Source organism: Kribbella sp. VKM Ac-2568 (assembly GCF_004345365.1).
GTDB lineage: Bacteria > Actinomycetota > Actinomycetes > Propionibacteriales > Kribbellaceae > Kribbella > Kribbella orskensis.
On record NZ_SLVF01000011.1, the window covers coordinates 21,065 to 34,917 of the forward strand.

Here is a 13,853-nt window from a genome sequence, read left to right on the forward strand (position 1 = left end):
CCCGGCCTGTCAGCCGACGCGCTGGACGGCGCCGAAGCGGTCGACGGTCACCTGTACCGCGGCCTGGCGGGCCGCCGCGACCTCGGTCTCGGTGAGCGTCCGGTCCGGAGCACGGAAGCGCAGCGCGAACGCGAGCGACTTCTTCCCCTCGCCGATCTGCTCGCCGGTGTAGACGTCGAAGAGCCGGATCGACTCCAGCAACTCCCCCGCGCCCTCGGCCAGCGCCGCCCGCACATCCGCCGCCGAAGCGTCGGCCGGCACGATCAGCGCCACGTCCTCCTTGGCCACCGGGTACGACGAGAACGGGTCCGCCACGATCGACGACGGCGCGGCCGCCATCAACGCCTCCAGGTCGAGCTCGACCGCGCTCGACCGGGCCGGCAGACCGAAGGCCTGGCAGACCTTCGGGTGCAGCTCACCGGCGTGACCAACGACCTTGCCGTCGACGGACACCTCGGCACACCGGCCGGGATGCCAGGGCGCGAGCTCCACGTTCCGCAGTACCGGCTCCACGCCGACCGCGTCGGAAACCGTCCGAGCCACCTGTACGGCGTCCGCCCAGCCTGCGGGCTGGCCCTTGCCCCACCAGCCGGAGGGGGTCCGCGAACCGGTCAGCACCACCGCGAGATGGAGCGGCTGGTCCGGCAGCGCGTCGTTCAGTGCCTGGATCTCTGCGTCGCTCGGGCGCTGCGCGACGGACGGCAGCGGCGCGGGCTTGGCGTCCGGGCGCGGCAGGAAGACCAGGCCGGTCTGGAAGATCGCCAGGTCGGTGGCGCCGCGACCGACGTTGCGCTCGGCGGTCCGCAGTACCGTCGGCAGCAGCGTCGTCTGCATCGACGGCTCCTCGTCCGACAGCGGGTTCGCCAGCCGGACCGTCTTCCGGCGTTGATCGTCCGCGGGCAGGCCCATCGCGTCGAAGTCGGCGTCACCCACGAACGGGTACGACACGACCTCGGTCAGCCCGGCGCCGACCAGAGCGGTCGCGATCCGCCGGCGGCGGCGCTGCGCCACCGTCAGGCCCTGACCACCCGGAGCGGGCGGCAGGATCGACGGCACGTTGTCGTAACCGAACAGCCTGATGACCTCTTCGGCGAAGTCGTTCGGATCCCGCAGATCCGGCCGCCACGACGGCGGCGTCACCGTCAGCAGCCCGGCGTCCGCCGCGCTGCCGGCCGTCACGGCCAGCGGCGCGGGCGTCGCAGTACCGTTGCCCTCGGCAACCTCGGTGACCTCGCAGCCCACCGAGACCAGATGCCGGACCGACTCCTCGACCGAGATCGGCGCGCCCGCCACCAGCGCGGCGTGGTCCGCCCGCAGTGTCACCGGGCTCGGCGCCGACTGGGTGTCGATGACGGTCTCGTCGGACTGGATCGTGCCGCCGGCCAGCTCGGCCAACAGGTCGGCGACCCGCTGCGCGGCGTACCGCGGCAGGGCCGGGTCGACCTCGCGCTCGAACCGGCGGGACGCCTCGGACGACAGCTTGTGCCGGCGCGACGAACGGGCGATCACGACCGGGTCGAAGTGCGCCGCCTCGATCACCACGTCGCTGGTCGACTCCGAGATCTCGGTAGACGCGCCGCCCATCACACCGGCGATGCCGATCGGTCCGGAATCGTCCGTGATCAGCAGGTCCTCGGGGTCCAGCTCGCGGGTCTGGTCGTCCAGCGTCATCAGCTTCTCGCCGGCGGTCGCCCGCCGGACCACGATCTCGCCGGACAGCCGGTCCTTGTCGTAGCCGTGGATCGGCTGGCCCAGCTCGAGCATCACGTAGTTGGTCACGTCGACACCGATCGAGATCGGCCGCATCCCCGCCATCACCAGCCGCTGCTGCAACCAGCGCGGCGACGGTGCCTTCGGGTCGATCCCGGTCACGGTCCTGGTGACGAAGACGCTGTTCGCCTGCGCGTCGTCCACCCGCACCGGGTAGCCACCGGTCTCCGCCCCGGTCACGGTCAACGCCGCCGGGTCCTTCAACTCCACCCCGTACGCCGTGGCGGCCTCGCGGGCGACGCCACGGATCGACAGGCAGTAGCCGCGATCCGGGGTCACCGCGATGTCGAGCACGTCGTCGCGCAGCTGGAGCAGCTCGATCGCGTCGTCGCCCGGCGTCGCCTCGCCCGGCTCGAGCACGACGATGCCGTGCGCGCCGTCGTCGCCGAGGCCCAGCTCGGAGCTCGAGCAGATCATCCCGTTCGAGACGTGGCCGTAGGTCTTGCGCGCGGAGATCGCGAAACCACCGGGCAGCACCGCACCCGGCAGCACGACGACGACCAGGTCGCCGACCGCGTAGTTGTCCGCACCGCAGACGACCCACTGCGGCTCGTCCTTGCCGATGTCGAGGGAGGTCCAGCGGATGGTCTTGCCGTTCTTCTGCGGCTCCGGCTCGTAGCTGAGCACCTTGCCGACCACCAGCGGCCCGGTCAGCCCCGCACCCGCCTCGTCCACGGTCTCGACCTCGAGCCCGGCGCGAACCAGCTTCTCGCCGACGTCCCGGCCGGTCACCCCGGCGGGCAGCTCGACGTACTCACGAAGCCATGACAGTGGGACCCGCATCAGATCTCCATCCCGAACTGGCGGCTGAACCGCACATCACCCTCGACCATGTCCCGCATGTCCTGGACGCCGTTGCGGAACATCAACGTGCGCTCCAACCCCATCCCGAACGCGAACCCGGAGTACCGATCGGTGTCGATGCCGGCCGCCTGCAGCACCCGCGGGTTCACCACACCGCAGCCGCCCCACTCGATCCAGCCCTCGCTGCCACAGGTGCGGCAGGGGCGGTCCGGGTTGCCGACGGACGCGCCACGGCAGACGAAGCACTTCAGGTCGACCTCGGCGGACGGCTCGGTGAACGGGAAGAAGTTCGGCCGCAGCCGCGCCTCCAGCCCTTCGCCGAACATCGACTGGACGAAGTGGTCCAGGGTGCCCTTGAGGTGTGCCAGCGTGATTCCTTCGTCCACCACCAGGCCCTCGACCTGGTAGAAGACGGGCGTGTGCGTCGCGTCCAGCTCGTCGGTGCGGAACACCCGGCCCGGGCAGATCACGTAGATCGGCGGCTTGCGGGTCAGCATCGTCCGCGCCTGCACCGGCGAGGTGTGGGTCCGCAGTACCGTCCCGGACCCGGGCGGGTCGACGAAGAAGGTGTCCTGCATCTGCCGCGCCGGGTGGTCGGGCTGGAAGTTCAGCGCGTCGAAGTTCAGCCACTCGGCCTCGACCTCGGGCCCTTCGGCGACGTCCCAGCCGAGCGCGGTGAAGACGTCGGCGATCTGCTCGGAGATCAGCGACAGCGGGTGCCGCGCGCCGAGCTCGGGGGTGTGCCACGGCAGCGTCACGTCGACGCGCTCGGTGGCCAGCATCCGCTCCTCGTGCTCGGCCTCGAGGATGGCGAGCCGAGCCGCGAATGCCTCGTTGATCGCCTTGCGGGCGGAGCCGATCCGCTGCCCGGCCTCCTTGCGCCCCTGCGGCGGCAGCGCCCCGATCTCACGGTTCGCCAGCGCGATCGGCGACCGGTCCCCCAGATGAGCGAGCTTCGCCTCCTGCAGCGCGGCCAGGTCGGCCGCCTTGGCGAAGGCGTCAAGAGCCTCGTCGCGCGTCCGTTCGACCTCGTCGGCATGCAGAGGCGTGACCTCGACGGGGTCGTAGTTCTTGTTGGGACCGGACATGGCTCTCTTTCCGGGGTCGCGGATTCCTGGAACTGCTCAAGGCAGTCTAGGAACCCCCGGCGCCGGAGCGTGAATCGGTCGTCCACAGGACACCCCTACGCGGCCTCCGACGCCCGCTCCTGCTGAGCCCCGATGCGCCGCCGGCGGTCCGAAGGGGAACGCTACAGTCCGGCCGAGCTGGCGGGCTCGCGGGTCAGATGGATCGGATTGCTCCACGCCCGGCCGCCGGCGGCGTCCTCGACGGTGACCCGGCAGTACCCGCCCTGGAACATCTCCACGGACAGTGAGCACTCCGTCAGCGCAGTGCCCTGAACCACCTGCGCACCGGGGACGCCGCCGGTGAGGAGCACCTTGCGCGCGGGCGAGCACCGCACCTTGACCAGACCGTCGTCAAGGCGGACATCGTGCAGCTCGGGACCGGTAGTGGAGTAGAAGTGCCCCGCCTTGAGCGCCGAGAGTAGAGGCCCCGGCTCGAGGGATTCGGCGCGTACCTGGACCCAGGCCGCACAAGGCGGCGGATCCTGGGGCTGCAAGTGTGCGTCATCGGCGGCGTAGGCGGTGAGTCGGTGACCCCGGTTGAGCAGGACGTCGGTCAGGTGCCAGCTGTCACCCCGGTCTTCGCGATCCGCGAGGGCGTTGTAGATCTCGACCGCGTGGGCGGCGTCCAGACTCGCGGCGTCGGCAGCGGTGAGCAGCGATGCCGAAGGATGGGCCATGCCGATGAACGCACCCTCGGCCCGTGCCCGGCGCGCCAGCTGCGGCCCGCTCTCGCCGGGTTCTGGAGGCCGGAAGTCCAAGGGCAGACCCACCGCGACGATGTGCCACGAGGATCCCGTCTCGGTGCGTAGGGCGTGCAGCTCGGCTCCGAGCAGAGTGCTGAAGCCGGGTGCGCGCAGCGACCTGGTGTCCGTCAGTGGGAAGGCGTACTCGGCCCGGAAGTGGTCGGTGATCGCCAGGAAGTCGTAGCCCGCGTCCCGGTAGTGACTCACCGTCTCCTCGGGGGACAGCGCTCCGTCGGACCGGTTCGAGTGCGTGTGCAGATTGCCGCGCCAGAAGCGACCGGGCCGGTCGAAGGGCAGACCAGTCATCCGGTACGCCGCTGCGCGCGGGCTGAGGCGTAGAGGCAGACGGCGGCCGCGGTGGCCAGGTTGAGGCTCTCGGCGCGGCCGTAGATCGGGACCTTCACCGAGCGGTCGACGATCGCGTCGAAGCCGTCGGGCAGGCCGTGCGCCTCGTTGCCGAACAACCAGACCGTCGGCTTGGCCAGCGTCCCGTCGTCGATGCACTCGTCCAGGTCGGAGCTGCCGTACCCGTCGGCGGCGAGCACCTGCAGGCCCTGCTCCCGCCAGGTCTTCGCGGCCGTCACCACGTCCGCCTCGACCGCGATCGGCAGGTGGAACAGGCTGCCCACGCTGGCCCGGACCGCCTTCGGGTTGTGCGGATCCACCGACTCCGCCGACAGTACGACGGCATCCGCGCCGGCCGCGTCCGCCGTACGGATCAGGGTCCCGGCGTTGCCCGGGTCGCGCACCTGGACGCCGACGGCCACCAGGCTCGCGGTTCGCAGTACGGCCTGGTCGAGCGGCACGTCGACCAGCTGGCAGACGGCGACAACCCCTTGTGAGGTGACCGTTTCGCTCAGCGCCTCGACGGCAGCCCGGTTCACGTCGTACCACGGGACGTCCGCGGCGGCCGCCAGGTCCCGCAGGTCGCGGTGCCGGGTGGCCACGTCGGGTTCGGCGTACACCTCGAGCACCAGTTCGCGGTGCTCGAGCGCCTCCCGGACCGCCTGCGGTCCCTCGACCAGGAAGCGGCCGGTCTTGCGCCGGAACGCACGAGTGGCGAGCCTCCGGGCCTGCTTGATCCGCACGGATTGCGCGGTCAGCAGACCTGGGCTCGCCACTTCGGTGCTTGCTTTGCTACTGGATCGCTGCGGCTCAGGCCGCGGCGTCGCTCTTGGCGTTCAGGTCGGCCGGCAGAGCCGCCTTCGCCAGTGCCACCAGCGCGGAGAACGCGGGCGCGTCGTTGACCGCCAGGTCGGCCAGGATCTTGCGGTCGACCTCGACCTCGGCCAGGCGAAGACCCTGGATGAGGCGGTTGTAGGTCAGGCCCTCGGCGCGAGCCGCGGCGTTGATCCGCTGGATCCACAGCTTGCGGAAGTCGCCCTTGCGCGCCTTGCGGTCACGGTAGGCGTAGACGAGCGAGTGGGTGACCTGTTCCTTGGCCTTGCGGTACAGCCGCGAGCGCTGGCCGCGGTAACCGCTGGCCTGCTCGAGTACGACCCGGCGCTTCTTGTGGGCGTTGACCGCCCGCTTCACGCGTGCCATGAGGTGTTACTCCTTGTATTTCTGCGCCGGAGAAGGTGGTCCACCCGGCGGGGTGTTCGGGGGTGTGGACTGCGGTAAGACCGCAAGCGGCAGGCTCAGATACCGAGGAGCTTCTTGGCCTTCTTGACGTGCGACGGAGCGACCTCGACGGTGCCGGACAGGCGACGCTTGCGCTTGGTCGACTTCGCCTCGGCGAGGTGGCGCTTGCCGGTCTGCTCGCGACGCAGCTTGCCCGAACCCGTGATCCGGATGCGCTTCTTCATCCCCGAGTGGGTCTTCATCTTCGGCATGGCTATGTACTCCTGGTTTCTTTCGTTGACTCGACGGGTGAAGGCTCCGGCCTCGCGGGCCGGAGCGCACCATCACTCCGGATCGAGGTTGTCTGCCGGACCCTTCGGCTTCTTCGTGGCGCCGGCGGCCTTCTCGGCCTCGTGCTGCTGCAACTGCTCAGCACGCTCCTTGCGCTCGGCCTCCTGCTCGGCCTCGTGCTCGGCGACCTTCTTGGCCTTCTCGGCTTCCACGTCCACGCGCGCCTCGGACTTCTTCTTGTGCGGTCCGAGCACCATGATCATGTTCCGGCCGTCCTGACGCGGCGACGACTCGACGAAGCCGAGCTCGCTGACGTCCTCGGCCAGCCGCTGCAGCAGCCGGAAGCCCAGCTCGGGGCGGGACTGCTCACGACCGCGGAACATGATGGTGATCTTGACCTTGTCACCGGCACGCAGGAACCGAACGACGTGACCCTTCTTGGTCTCGTAGTCGTGCGGGTCGATCTTCGGCCGCAGCTTCATCTCTTTGATGACGGTGTTGGTCTGGTTCCGGCGTGACTCGCGCGCCTTCTGCGCGGTCTCGTACTTGTACTTGCCGAAATCCATCAGCTTGCAGACCGGCGGACGTGCCGTGGCCGCAACCTCGACCAGGTCGAGATCGGCTTCCTGTGCCAACCGAAGTGCGTCCTCGATCCGGACGATGCCTACCTGCTCACCGTTCGGTCCGACCAGGCGCACCTCAGGAACGCGGATGCGCTCGTTGACGCGCAGTTCAATGGTGATGGGTCCTCCTGGGTTGTTCGTTTTTATTGGTGCCACCTGAGTGTTCGCGCGGCGGATCTCGCCCTGAAACGACGAATGGCCTCCGTGCGTCCACACGAAGGCCCAATTCCCAGATCGACGACGGTCCCACCCCGCTGAGGGGAGATACGCCGTACGATCGCCGCTGTCCACCGGCCTGAACCGGAGTGAACCTCGGCGTGACCGGGACCCGCCGACTTTCCATCGACTGGGTGGGAGGTGGCCCTCCGCTTAGACTCGAACCACCGGCAGCCCTCGAGTATTCCGCTCAGGGGTCACCGCTGGACCGGGTCGGTCGCCATGCAAGAGTAGCAGCATGACCGACCCAGTCTCCACTTCGCCAGATCCGGCCCCCACACAGCCCGCCGAGCAGCCTTCCGGGCAGTCGCGGGTGGATCCGATGTCGACGGTGTCGCGTGACATCGCCGAGGTACCGAGCGTGGAGATCATCTCGACCGCGGCCCTCCATCTGATGAGCGCCGCCGCCGTCAACCTCGGCCTGGCCGAGGACCTCCCCGAACACAAAGACCTGGACGAGGCCCGCTCCCTGATCGACGCGCTGGCCGGCCTCCTCGACGCCTCCGCCCTGAGCCTCGGCCACCACCACGCCGCCCCCTTGCGCGACGGCCTCCGCTCCCTCCAGCTCGCCTTCAAGGAAGCCTCCACCATCCCCGACGAACCAGGCGCCGGCCCCGGCGAGAAGTACACCGGCGAAGTCCACCCGGCCGCCGCCCGCCGCCGCTAGCACTACGCCCTACCCGGGATCCACGAATGAGCGCCTGCTCACCGGGTGGGATCTGGGTGGAGTAGCGCGTGAGAGGGGCTTGCGCAGTACCGCGGTCCGCGCGGGGGTGGCGGTTACAGGCTGAAGGCTATTGAGCGGAGGATGAGGGCGGCGATGAAGACGACTGTGAAGGCCAGGTCGATCGACAGTCCGCCGGCCCTGATCGGCCGGATCACCCGTCGCGCCGGCGCGAGCACCGGCTCGGTCCAGGTGTGAGTGATTGAGCGCGCCCGGCCCGCCCACTGGGCGCCGTTCGCCACCACACCTGTCCAGTCCAGCACCATCCGCACGATCAGCAGCAGGATGAACGCCGTCAACGCATACCCGATCAGGGCTCCGATGATGCTCATGACCGAACTCCTCCGTAAGGGCCACGCCGGCCGTCTCACCATTATCAACGCCCCGACCACCCCGGGAGTGTCCCTCTCGCAGTCTTCTTAGCCGACTATCAGGTCCAGCCGTCGCCCCACCGGCTTCGGTGGCAAAGGTCGAAGTCCCGCGGGACACCTCGAAGCGCCTGCCGGATGGGTGGCGGAGCACTAACTGTGAAGCCCGCGGCCAGCCCGACCGCCCGTGAGGCGGGTACGGGAGCGGCCCGGTGGTGGGGCCGGGCCGCTCGGAGGTTGGTCAGGCGAAGGCTTTCAGTTCGTAGATTCGGGCGGCTGGGTCGGTCGATTGAGTCGGGGTGGTGATGTTCAGGCGGACGTAGCGGGCTGAGACGCCGACGAAGGTGTGGGTGGTGGTGACGGCGGCGGTGTTGTTGGTGATGGTGGCTCGGGTGGTCCAGGAGGAGCCGTTGGTGGAGGTCTGGAGGGTGAAGGCGCGGGTGTTGAAGGTGGCGGATTCGCCGCCTGCCTCGGCGTGGGAGATCTCGACCTTGCCGATCGACTGTGCGGAGCCGAGGTCGACCTGGAGGTACTTCGACGCGGCCAGCGTGCAGAACTTGTCCGAGTTGCCGCCGGTGACGCTGCCGTTGACCGCCTTGGCCGGGCCTTCGGAAGAGGCACAGGCCGCGGACCCGGCGGCTGGCTTGTTCAGGGCCAGGTTGACCGGGCCGCCGGTGCCGCCGGACATGGCGGACGTCATCTCGCGCGCCCACTTCCAGGGGGCCGCCGTGCCGCCCGGGTCGGAGTTGAAGTACTCCCAGCCGTCGACGCCGCCGAAGGTCGGGTACTTCGCGACCAGCGAGGCCAGCGTGTTCTTCAGTGTCGGCAGGGCCACGTAGCCGCCGCAGTTCGCCGAGTTCGTGACGACGCCGGTGACGACCTTGGCCGGGGTGAACAGGCCGCGGTTGATGATGTTGTCGTAGCCGGTGGTGCTCGAGCGTCTCGTAGTTGAACGCGGACAGGTTGCCGCCGCCGCTCAACGCGGTCGCCACCGGCGCGAGCGTGATGATGAAGCCGGTGCCGAAGTCCGTGGTCAACTGGTCGATCAGCCGGTTGATGCCGGCCTGCGACATGTTCTCCTCGACGTCCAGGTCCAGACCGTCCAGCCCGTACGTCGTGACGAGGTTCTTCAGCCGCGGGTAGTACTTGTCGAACTCGGTGTCGAGCCGCTGGAAACTCCCCTGCGCGGCGCCGCCGACGAAGGCCGACACCTTGACGCCCTTGGCCTGCATGGCGTGCAGGTCCGCCCACATCCGGGTGAACTTGGCAGCCTCCGGCGGATCGTCGTTGAGGTGCACGACGTCGGGATCGAGGTGGATCGCGCCGACCAGCACGTTGGTGACGCCGGTGTTGTTGTCGGTCAGCGCCTTCGGCGACACGTACACGCCGTTCAGCCCTTGACGGCGCCCTCCTCCACGCCTTTGAAGAAGAACCGTTGCAACGTCGCGAACACGATCACGATCGGGATGAACGCGATCATCGTGCCCGCGGCGATCAGCCGGGGGTTGTTGCTGAAGGTGCCGGACAGGTACTGCAGTCCGACGGTCAGGGTGTACTTGTCCGGGTCGGTCAGCACGATCAGCGGCCAGAGGAAGTCGTCCCAGGCGCCGATGAAGGCGAAGATCGCCACCACGCTGATCGTTCCGCGCACACTCGGCAGCCCGATGTAGACGAACCGCTGCCAGACGTTCGCGCCGTCCACGATCGCCGCCTGGTCCACCTCGACCGGCAGCGAGCGGAACGCGTTGTACATCAGCAGCACGTTCAGCGCGCCGATCATCCCGGGCAGCGCGACGCCGAACAGCGTGTTCGCCAGGCCGAACTCCCGGACCGTGACGTACTGCGAGATGATCGTCACCTCGCCCGGCAGCACCAGCGTGGCCAGGAACAACCCGAGCACGATCCGGCGGCCCTTGAACTGCAGCCGGGACAACGCGAACCCGGCCAGCGAGGCCCCGATGATGTTGCCCCCGACAACCAGTACGGCGACGACCAGCGAGTTTCGGGCGTAGTCCCAGACCGGGATGGTGTCGGCCACCTCGCCGTAGTGCGACAGCGTCGGCTGGGCCGGCAGCAACCGCGGGATCCGGGTGTAGATGTCCTCGCCCGATCCCTTCAGCGAGGTGGACAACTGCCACAGGAACGGCCCGATGGTGATCAGCAGGACGACCACCAGCAGCACGTACCGGACCACCTTCTCCCGCGGCGAGACGGTGTTGAACCCGAACGTCCCACCCTTACGCCGCCGCCGGTTCGCAGTACCAGAAGGCTCCGGTACTGCGACCGGCCGCGCGGGGTCGGTCACAACGGTCATGCGTCCGCCGCCTTCCGGTTGAGCCGGGCCAGAGCCAGCATCGGGACCACGGTGACGAAGAACAGCACGATCGACAGCGCGGAGGCGTAGCCGAGGTTGCCCTCGAAGCCCTGGCTGTACTGCTGGATCAGCATCACCACGGAGCTGTCGCGGCCGCCCGGACCGCCGTTGCCGCCGCTGAGGATGAAGAGCTCGGAGAAGACCCGCAGGGCCGACACCGAGATCAGGATGGCGACCAGGATCATCGTGCCACGTACTCCGGGGATGGTGATGTTGGTGAACCGCCGGAATGCGCTCGCACCGTCGACGGCCGCGGCCTCGTGCAGCTCACGGCCGACGTTCCCCAGCGCGGCCAGGTAGATGATCATGTAGTAGCCGAGACCCTTCCACACGGTCAGGCTGATCGCGCTGAACAGCAGCAGCCACTGGTCGGACAGGAACGGCAGCGGCCCGGAGATCACGCCCAGCTTCTCGGCCAGGCCGTTGACCAGGCCGCGATCGTCCAGGATCCACTGCCAGATCAGCGCCACCACCACCGCGGACGCCACCACCGGCGTGTAGAAGGCCGTCCGGAAGAACGTGATCCCGGGCAGCTTCTTCTCCACCAGGACCGCCAGCGCCAACGGCAGGATCGTCAGCAGCGGCAGGCAGACGATCATGTAGATGACGCTGTTCAGCAACGCATAGCGCAGCTGTTCGTCGTGCAGCAGAGCCTCGAAGTTCTTCAGCCCGACGAAGGTCCCGCCGCCGATCGGCCTGGCGTTGGTGAACGACAGGATCACGGTGTTGATCGACGGCCACAGGTTGAACACCAGCAACCAGGCGAGTGCCGGGACGACCAGCACCCAGGGGGAGAACCACCGGTGGTAGCGCATCGCGGTTACTGGGCGAGCAGCTGGTCGGCCTTCGCCACCGCGGCGTCGAGGGCCTGCTGCGAGGTGACCTTGCCGGCGATCGCGAGCGAGATCTGCTGGTTGATGAAGTCGTTCGTCGCGCCGCTGATCACGGCCGGCTGCAGCGACTTCGCCTTGGCCAGCGACTCGAAGGCGAGCACCTTCGCGTCACTCTCGACGGTCCCGTCGCTCTTGGAGAAGTACGGGTCGTTCGCGGACGCCTTGGTGCTGGGGAAGATGTTGACGATCTTGGCGAACGCGGCCTGGTTCTCGGCGTTGGTGACGAACCGGGCCAGCGCGATCGCGGCCGCCTGGTTCTTGCTCTTCGACGAGACCGACAGGCCCTGCACATACAGCGGCGGGGTGTCGAGCGCCGGCGACGGGACGACCTTGCCCTTCAGCGACGGGTTGTCCTTCTGGAAGTCGACGATCGCGTTGCCGCCGCCGGTGGTCCAGGCCACCTTGCCCTGGGTGAAGAGCTTGGAGTTGCCCAGGTACTCCTGGGTCAGGATGTCGCGCGGCAGGTACCCGGCCTTGTAGGCGTCGCGGTACTTGTCCAGCAGGGCGACCGCCTCCGGGGTGTTGAAGGTGAACTTCTTGCCGTCGTCCGAGACGATCTTGACGCCCGCGTTGGTGAAGTCGCCGATGCCGGGCAGCCGGCTCATCAGGTACTCCTTGCCGCCGGACTTGTCGTGGATCACCTTGGCGGCGGCGAGCAGCTCGTCGAAGGTCTTCGGTGGGTTCTTCGCGTCCAGTCCGGCCGCGGCGAACTTGGTCGAGTTCCAGTAGTCGATGTCGGTGTTCAGGTACCACGGGTAGCCGAACGTGCCGTTCAGCCCGTTGTACTGGTACGCCGTGAGGCCGCCCTCGACGTAGTCGGTCTTCACGGCCGGGTCGGCGGCGGAGACGTCGAGCAGCAGGTTCTGCTTGGCCAGCGGCAGCGCGAACTCCGGCGGCAGGTTGGTCACGTCGGGCAACTGACCCGCGGACGCCTGGCTCAGCACCTTCTTGTCGTAGCCGTCACCCGGCTGGTCCAGCCAGGTCACCTTGGTGCCCGGGTACTTCGCCTCGAAGGCCTTGATCACGCCTTCGACGTACGAGGTGAACTTGGGCTTCAGCGCCCAGGTCTGGAAACTGACCTCGCCCGTCACCTTGGCGTTCGCATCGACAGTGGGCTGGCTGCCGGACGACGTGTCGTCGGAGGAGCCGAGGCCACAACCGGCGAGAGTGAGGGCCGCGACGGCAAGAGCTGCCACCGGGGTCAGACGACGACTACGCATAGGTTTTCTCCTGAAGTGATAAACCGGTATAGCTCCTGCACTATCCACATCGTAGAATCCGCTGTCAAGGGGAAAGTTCGACGAAGGGAGGGGCCATGGCCAGACCGACGATCTCGGACATCGCCGATCGCGCCGGGGTGTCGAAGGGGGCCGTCTCGTTCGCGCTGAACGGGCGTCCCGGGGTCAGCGACGCGACCCGCGCCAGGATCCTGCAGATCGCCGAGCAGATGAGCTGGCGACCGCACAGCGCCGCGCGGGCGCTCGGTGCGTCCCGGGTCGACTCGGTCGGCCTGGTGATCGCCCGACCGGCCCGCACGCTCGGCGTCGAACCCTTCTTCGCGCACCTGTTGTCCGGCCTGCAGTCCGGGCTGTCCGCGCACGCGATCTCGCTGCAACTGCTGATCGTCGAGGACACCGCCGCCGAGATCGAGGTATACCGGCGCTGGTCGTCGGAGCACCGGGTGGACGGCGTCATCCTGGTCGACCTGACCGTGAAAGATCCCAGAATCGAGGCCCTGCGGGAGCTGGAACTGCCCGCGGTGGTGATCGGCGGCCGTGGCGGCAAGGGCGCGCTCGCCTCGGTCTGGGCCGACGACCGGGACGCGATGCTGTCGATCGTGGAGTACCTGGCCGCGCTCGGCCACCGCCGGATCGCGCACGTGGCCGGCACGCCGAACTTCCAGCACACCCAGCGCCGGATCCGCGCGGTCCGCGATGCCGCGCCCCGGCTCGGCCTGATCGACGCCCCGTCGCTGACCACCGACTTCAGCGACGCCGAGGGCGCCGCCACCACCCGCAAGCTGCTCTCCCAGGCGGTCCGGCCGACCGCGATCGTCTACGACAGCGACGTGATGGCGGTGGCCGGGCTCGGCGTCGCGATGGAGATGGGCGTCTCGGTGCCGGGCGATCTGTCCATCGTCGCGTTCGACGACTCGATCCTGACCCAGCTGATGCACCCGGCGCTGACCGCGCTGTCCAGGGACACCTTCGAGTTCGGCCGGCAGGCGGCCGAAGTGCTGCTCGAGGTGATCGCCGACCCGGCCACGGTGGTCAACAAGCGCACCGCCGACCCGGTGCTGACCGTCCGCGAGTCCACCGCCCCGCCGGCGTCGTCATGACCCGGTTGGCGAAATTCGC

General features: G+C 68.8%; 14 protein-coding genes and 1 pseudogene. 2 read left to right on the top strand and 13 right to left on the bottom strand.

Translation table 11 applies throughout. The features are described 5' to 3' along the window. Positions 1 to 9: 9 nt before the first annotated feature. The 7 genes from pheT to infC form a co-directional block, all read right to left on the bottom strand. A complete protein-coding gene (pheT, locus tag EV648_RS29115) occupies positions 10 to 2,553 on the bottom strand; it encodes a phenylalanine--tRNA ligase subunit beta (RefSeq protein ID WP_132298332.1) in 2,544 nt (847 codons plus the stop codon). Further along, positions 2,553 to 3,662, bottom strand: coding sequence for a phenylalanine--tRNA ligase subunit alpha (gene pheS / locus EV648_RS29120; protein ID WP_132298333.1), 1,110 nt, complete (start codon positions 3,660 to 3,662; stop codon positions 2,553 to 2,555). Before pheS ends, pheT begins: the two co-directional genes overlap by 1 nt. Before the next feature lie 161 nt (positions 3,663 to 3,823). Next, a complete protein-coding gene (locus tag EV648_RS29125) occupies positions 3,824 to 4,750 on the bottom strand; it encodes a CehA/McbA family metallohydrolase (RefSeq protein ID WP_132298334.1) in 927 nt (308 codons plus the stop codon). Next, positions 4,747 to 5,565, bottom strand: a complete 819-nt coding sequence (locus EV648_RS29130; protein ID WP_132298335.1) for an RNA methyltransferase — start codon at positions 5,563 to 5,565, stop codon at positions 4,747 to 4,749. The genes EV648_RS29125 and EV648_RS29130 overlap by 4 nt, the downstream gene beginning before the upstream one ends. Positions 5,566 to 5,599: 34 nt before the next feature. Further along, a complete protein-coding gene (gene rplT, locus EV648_RS29135) occupies positions 5,600 to 5,989 on the bottom strand; it encodes a 50S ribosomal protein L20 (protein WP_132196459.1) in 390 nt (129 codons plus the stop codon). A gap of 95 nt (positions 5,990 to 6,084) precedes the next feature. Then, positions 6,085 to 6,279 carry a 50S ribosomal protein L35 gene (gene rpmI, locus EV648_RS29140; RefSeq protein WP_020390993.1) on the bottom strand — a complete coding sequence of 65 codons (195 nt, stop codon included), beginning with the start codon at positions 6,277 to 6,279 and terminating at the stop codon, positions 6,085 to 6,087. A 72-nt stretch (positions 6,280 to 6,351) separates the two neighbouring features. Beyond that, positions 6,352 to 7,077 (bottom strand): translation initiation factor IF-3, encoded by a 726-nt coding sequence (gene infC / locus EV648_RS29145; protein ID WP_132298336.1) that lies wholly within the window; start codon positions 7,075 to 7,077, stop codon positions 6,352 to 6,354. A 298-nt stretch (positions 7,078 to 7,375) separates the two neighbouring features. On the opposite strand from infC, the gene EV648_RS29150 reads away from it, so the two are divergent. Next, entirely contained in the window at positions 7,376 to 7,804 is a 429-nt protein-coding gene (locus EV648_RS29150) for a DUF1844 domain-containing protein (protein WP_241995685.1), read from the top strand. 113 nt (positions 7,805 to 7,917) lie between these two features. On the opposite strand, the gene EV648_RS29155 is transcribed toward EV648_RS29150, so the two are convergent. From EV648_RS29155 to EV648_RS29175, 6 genes and pseudogenes are all read right to left on the bottom strand, one after another. After that, a complete protein-coding gene (locus EV648_RS29155) occupies positions 7,918 to 8,193 on the bottom strand; it encodes a YggT family protein (RefSeq protein ID WP_132298337.1) in 276 nt (91 codons plus the stop codon). Positions 8,194 to 8,470: 277 nt separating this feature from the next. Next, the gene (locus EV648_RS44325; RefSeq protein ID WP_241995686.1) at positions 8,471 to 9,064 is read right to left on the bottom strand and encodes a discoidin domain-containing protein; all 594 of its coding nucleotides are present in this window, start codon (positions 9,062 to 9,064) and stop codon (positions 8,471 to 8,473) included. Between the two features lie 208 nt (positions 9,065 to 9,272). Then, positions 9,273 to 9,614 (bottom strand): annotated as a pseudogene (locus EV648_RS44330) (glycosyl hydrolase family 18 protein); the annotation flags it as partial. A gap of 5 nt (positions 9,615 to 9,619) precedes the next feature. Beyond that, positions 9,620 to 10,543 (bottom strand): carbohydrate ABC transporter permease, encoded by a 924-nt coding sequence (locus tag EV648_RS29165; RefSeq protein WP_132298338.1) that lies wholly within the window; start codon positions 10,541 to 10,543, stop codon positions 9,620 to 9,622. Next, a complete protein-coding gene (locus EV648_RS29170) occupies positions 10,540 to 11,418 on the bottom strand; it encodes a carbohydrate ABC transporter permease (RefSeq protein WP_132298339.1) in 879 nt (292 codons plus the stop codon). The genes EV648_RS29165 and EV648_RS29170 overlap by 4 nt, the downstream gene beginning before the upstream one ends. A gap of 5 nt (positions 11,419 to 11,423) precedes the next feature. Then, positions 11,424 to 12,716: a sugar ABC transporter substrate-binding protein gene (locus tag EV648_RS29175; RefSeq protein WP_132298340.1), complete on the bottom strand. Its 1,293-nt coding sequence runs from the start codon at positions 12,714 to 12,716 to the stop codon at positions 11,424 to 11,426. A 95-nt stretch (positions 12,717 to 12,811) separates the two neighbouring features. On the opposite strand from EV648_RS29175, the gene EV648_RS29180 reads away from it, so the two are divergent. Continuing rightward, on the top strand, positions 12,812 to 13,834 hold the full coding sequence (locus EV648_RS29180; RefSeq protein ID WP_132298341.1) for a LacI family DNA-binding transcriptional regulator: 1,023 nt from the start codon (positions 12,812 to 12,814) through the stop codon (positions 13,832 to 13,834). The last annotated feature ends 19 nt before the right edge of the window (positions 13,835 to 13,853 follow it).

Bases quoted from the DNA above. Each gene is read 5' to 3' on its own strand.
- pheT (WP_132298332.1), bottom strand. From the start codon at position 2,553: ATGCGGGTCCCACTGTCATGGCTTCGTGAGTACGTCGAGCTGCCCGCC.
- pheS (WP_132298333.1), bottom strand. From the start codon at position 3,662: ATGTCCGGTCCCAACAAGAACTACGACCCCGTCGAGGTCACGCCTCTG.
- EV648_RS29125 (WP_132298334.1), bottom strand. From the start codon at position 4,750: ATGACTGGTCTGCCCTTCGACCGGCCCGGTCGCTTCTGGCGCGGCAAT.
- rplT (WP_132196459.1), bottom strand. From the start codon at position 5,989: ATGGCACGCGTGAAGCGGGCGGTCAACGCCCACAAGAAGCGCCGGGTC.
- rpmI (WP_020390993.1), bottom strand. From the start codon at position 6,279: ATGCCGAAGATGAAGACCCACTCGGGGATGAAGAAGCGCATCCGGATC.
- EV648_RS29150 (WP_241995685.1), top strand. From the start codon at position 7,376: ATGACCGACCCAGTCTCCACTTCGCCAGATCCGGCCCCCACACAGCCC.
- EV648_RS29155 (WP_132298337.1), bottom strand. From the start codon at position 8,193: ATGAGCATCATCGGAGCCCTGATCGGGTATGCGTTGACGGCGTTCATC.
- EV648_RS29165 (WP_132298338.1), bottom strand. From the start codon at position 10,543: ATGACCGTTGTGACCGACCCCGCGCGGCCGGTCGCAGTACCGGAGCCT.
- EV648_RS29170 (WP_132298339.1), bottom strand. From the start codon at position 11,418: ATGCGCTACCACCGGTGGTTCTCCCCCTGGGTGCTGGTCGTCCCGGCA.
- EV648_RS29175 (WP_132298340.1), bottom strand. From the start codon at position 12,716: ATGCGTAGTCGTCGTCTGACCCCGGTGGCAGCTCTTGCCGTCGCGGCC.
- EV648_RS29180 (WP_132298341.1), top strand. From the start codon at position 12,812: ATGGCCAGACCGACGATCTCGGACATCGCCGATCGCGCCGGGGTGTCG.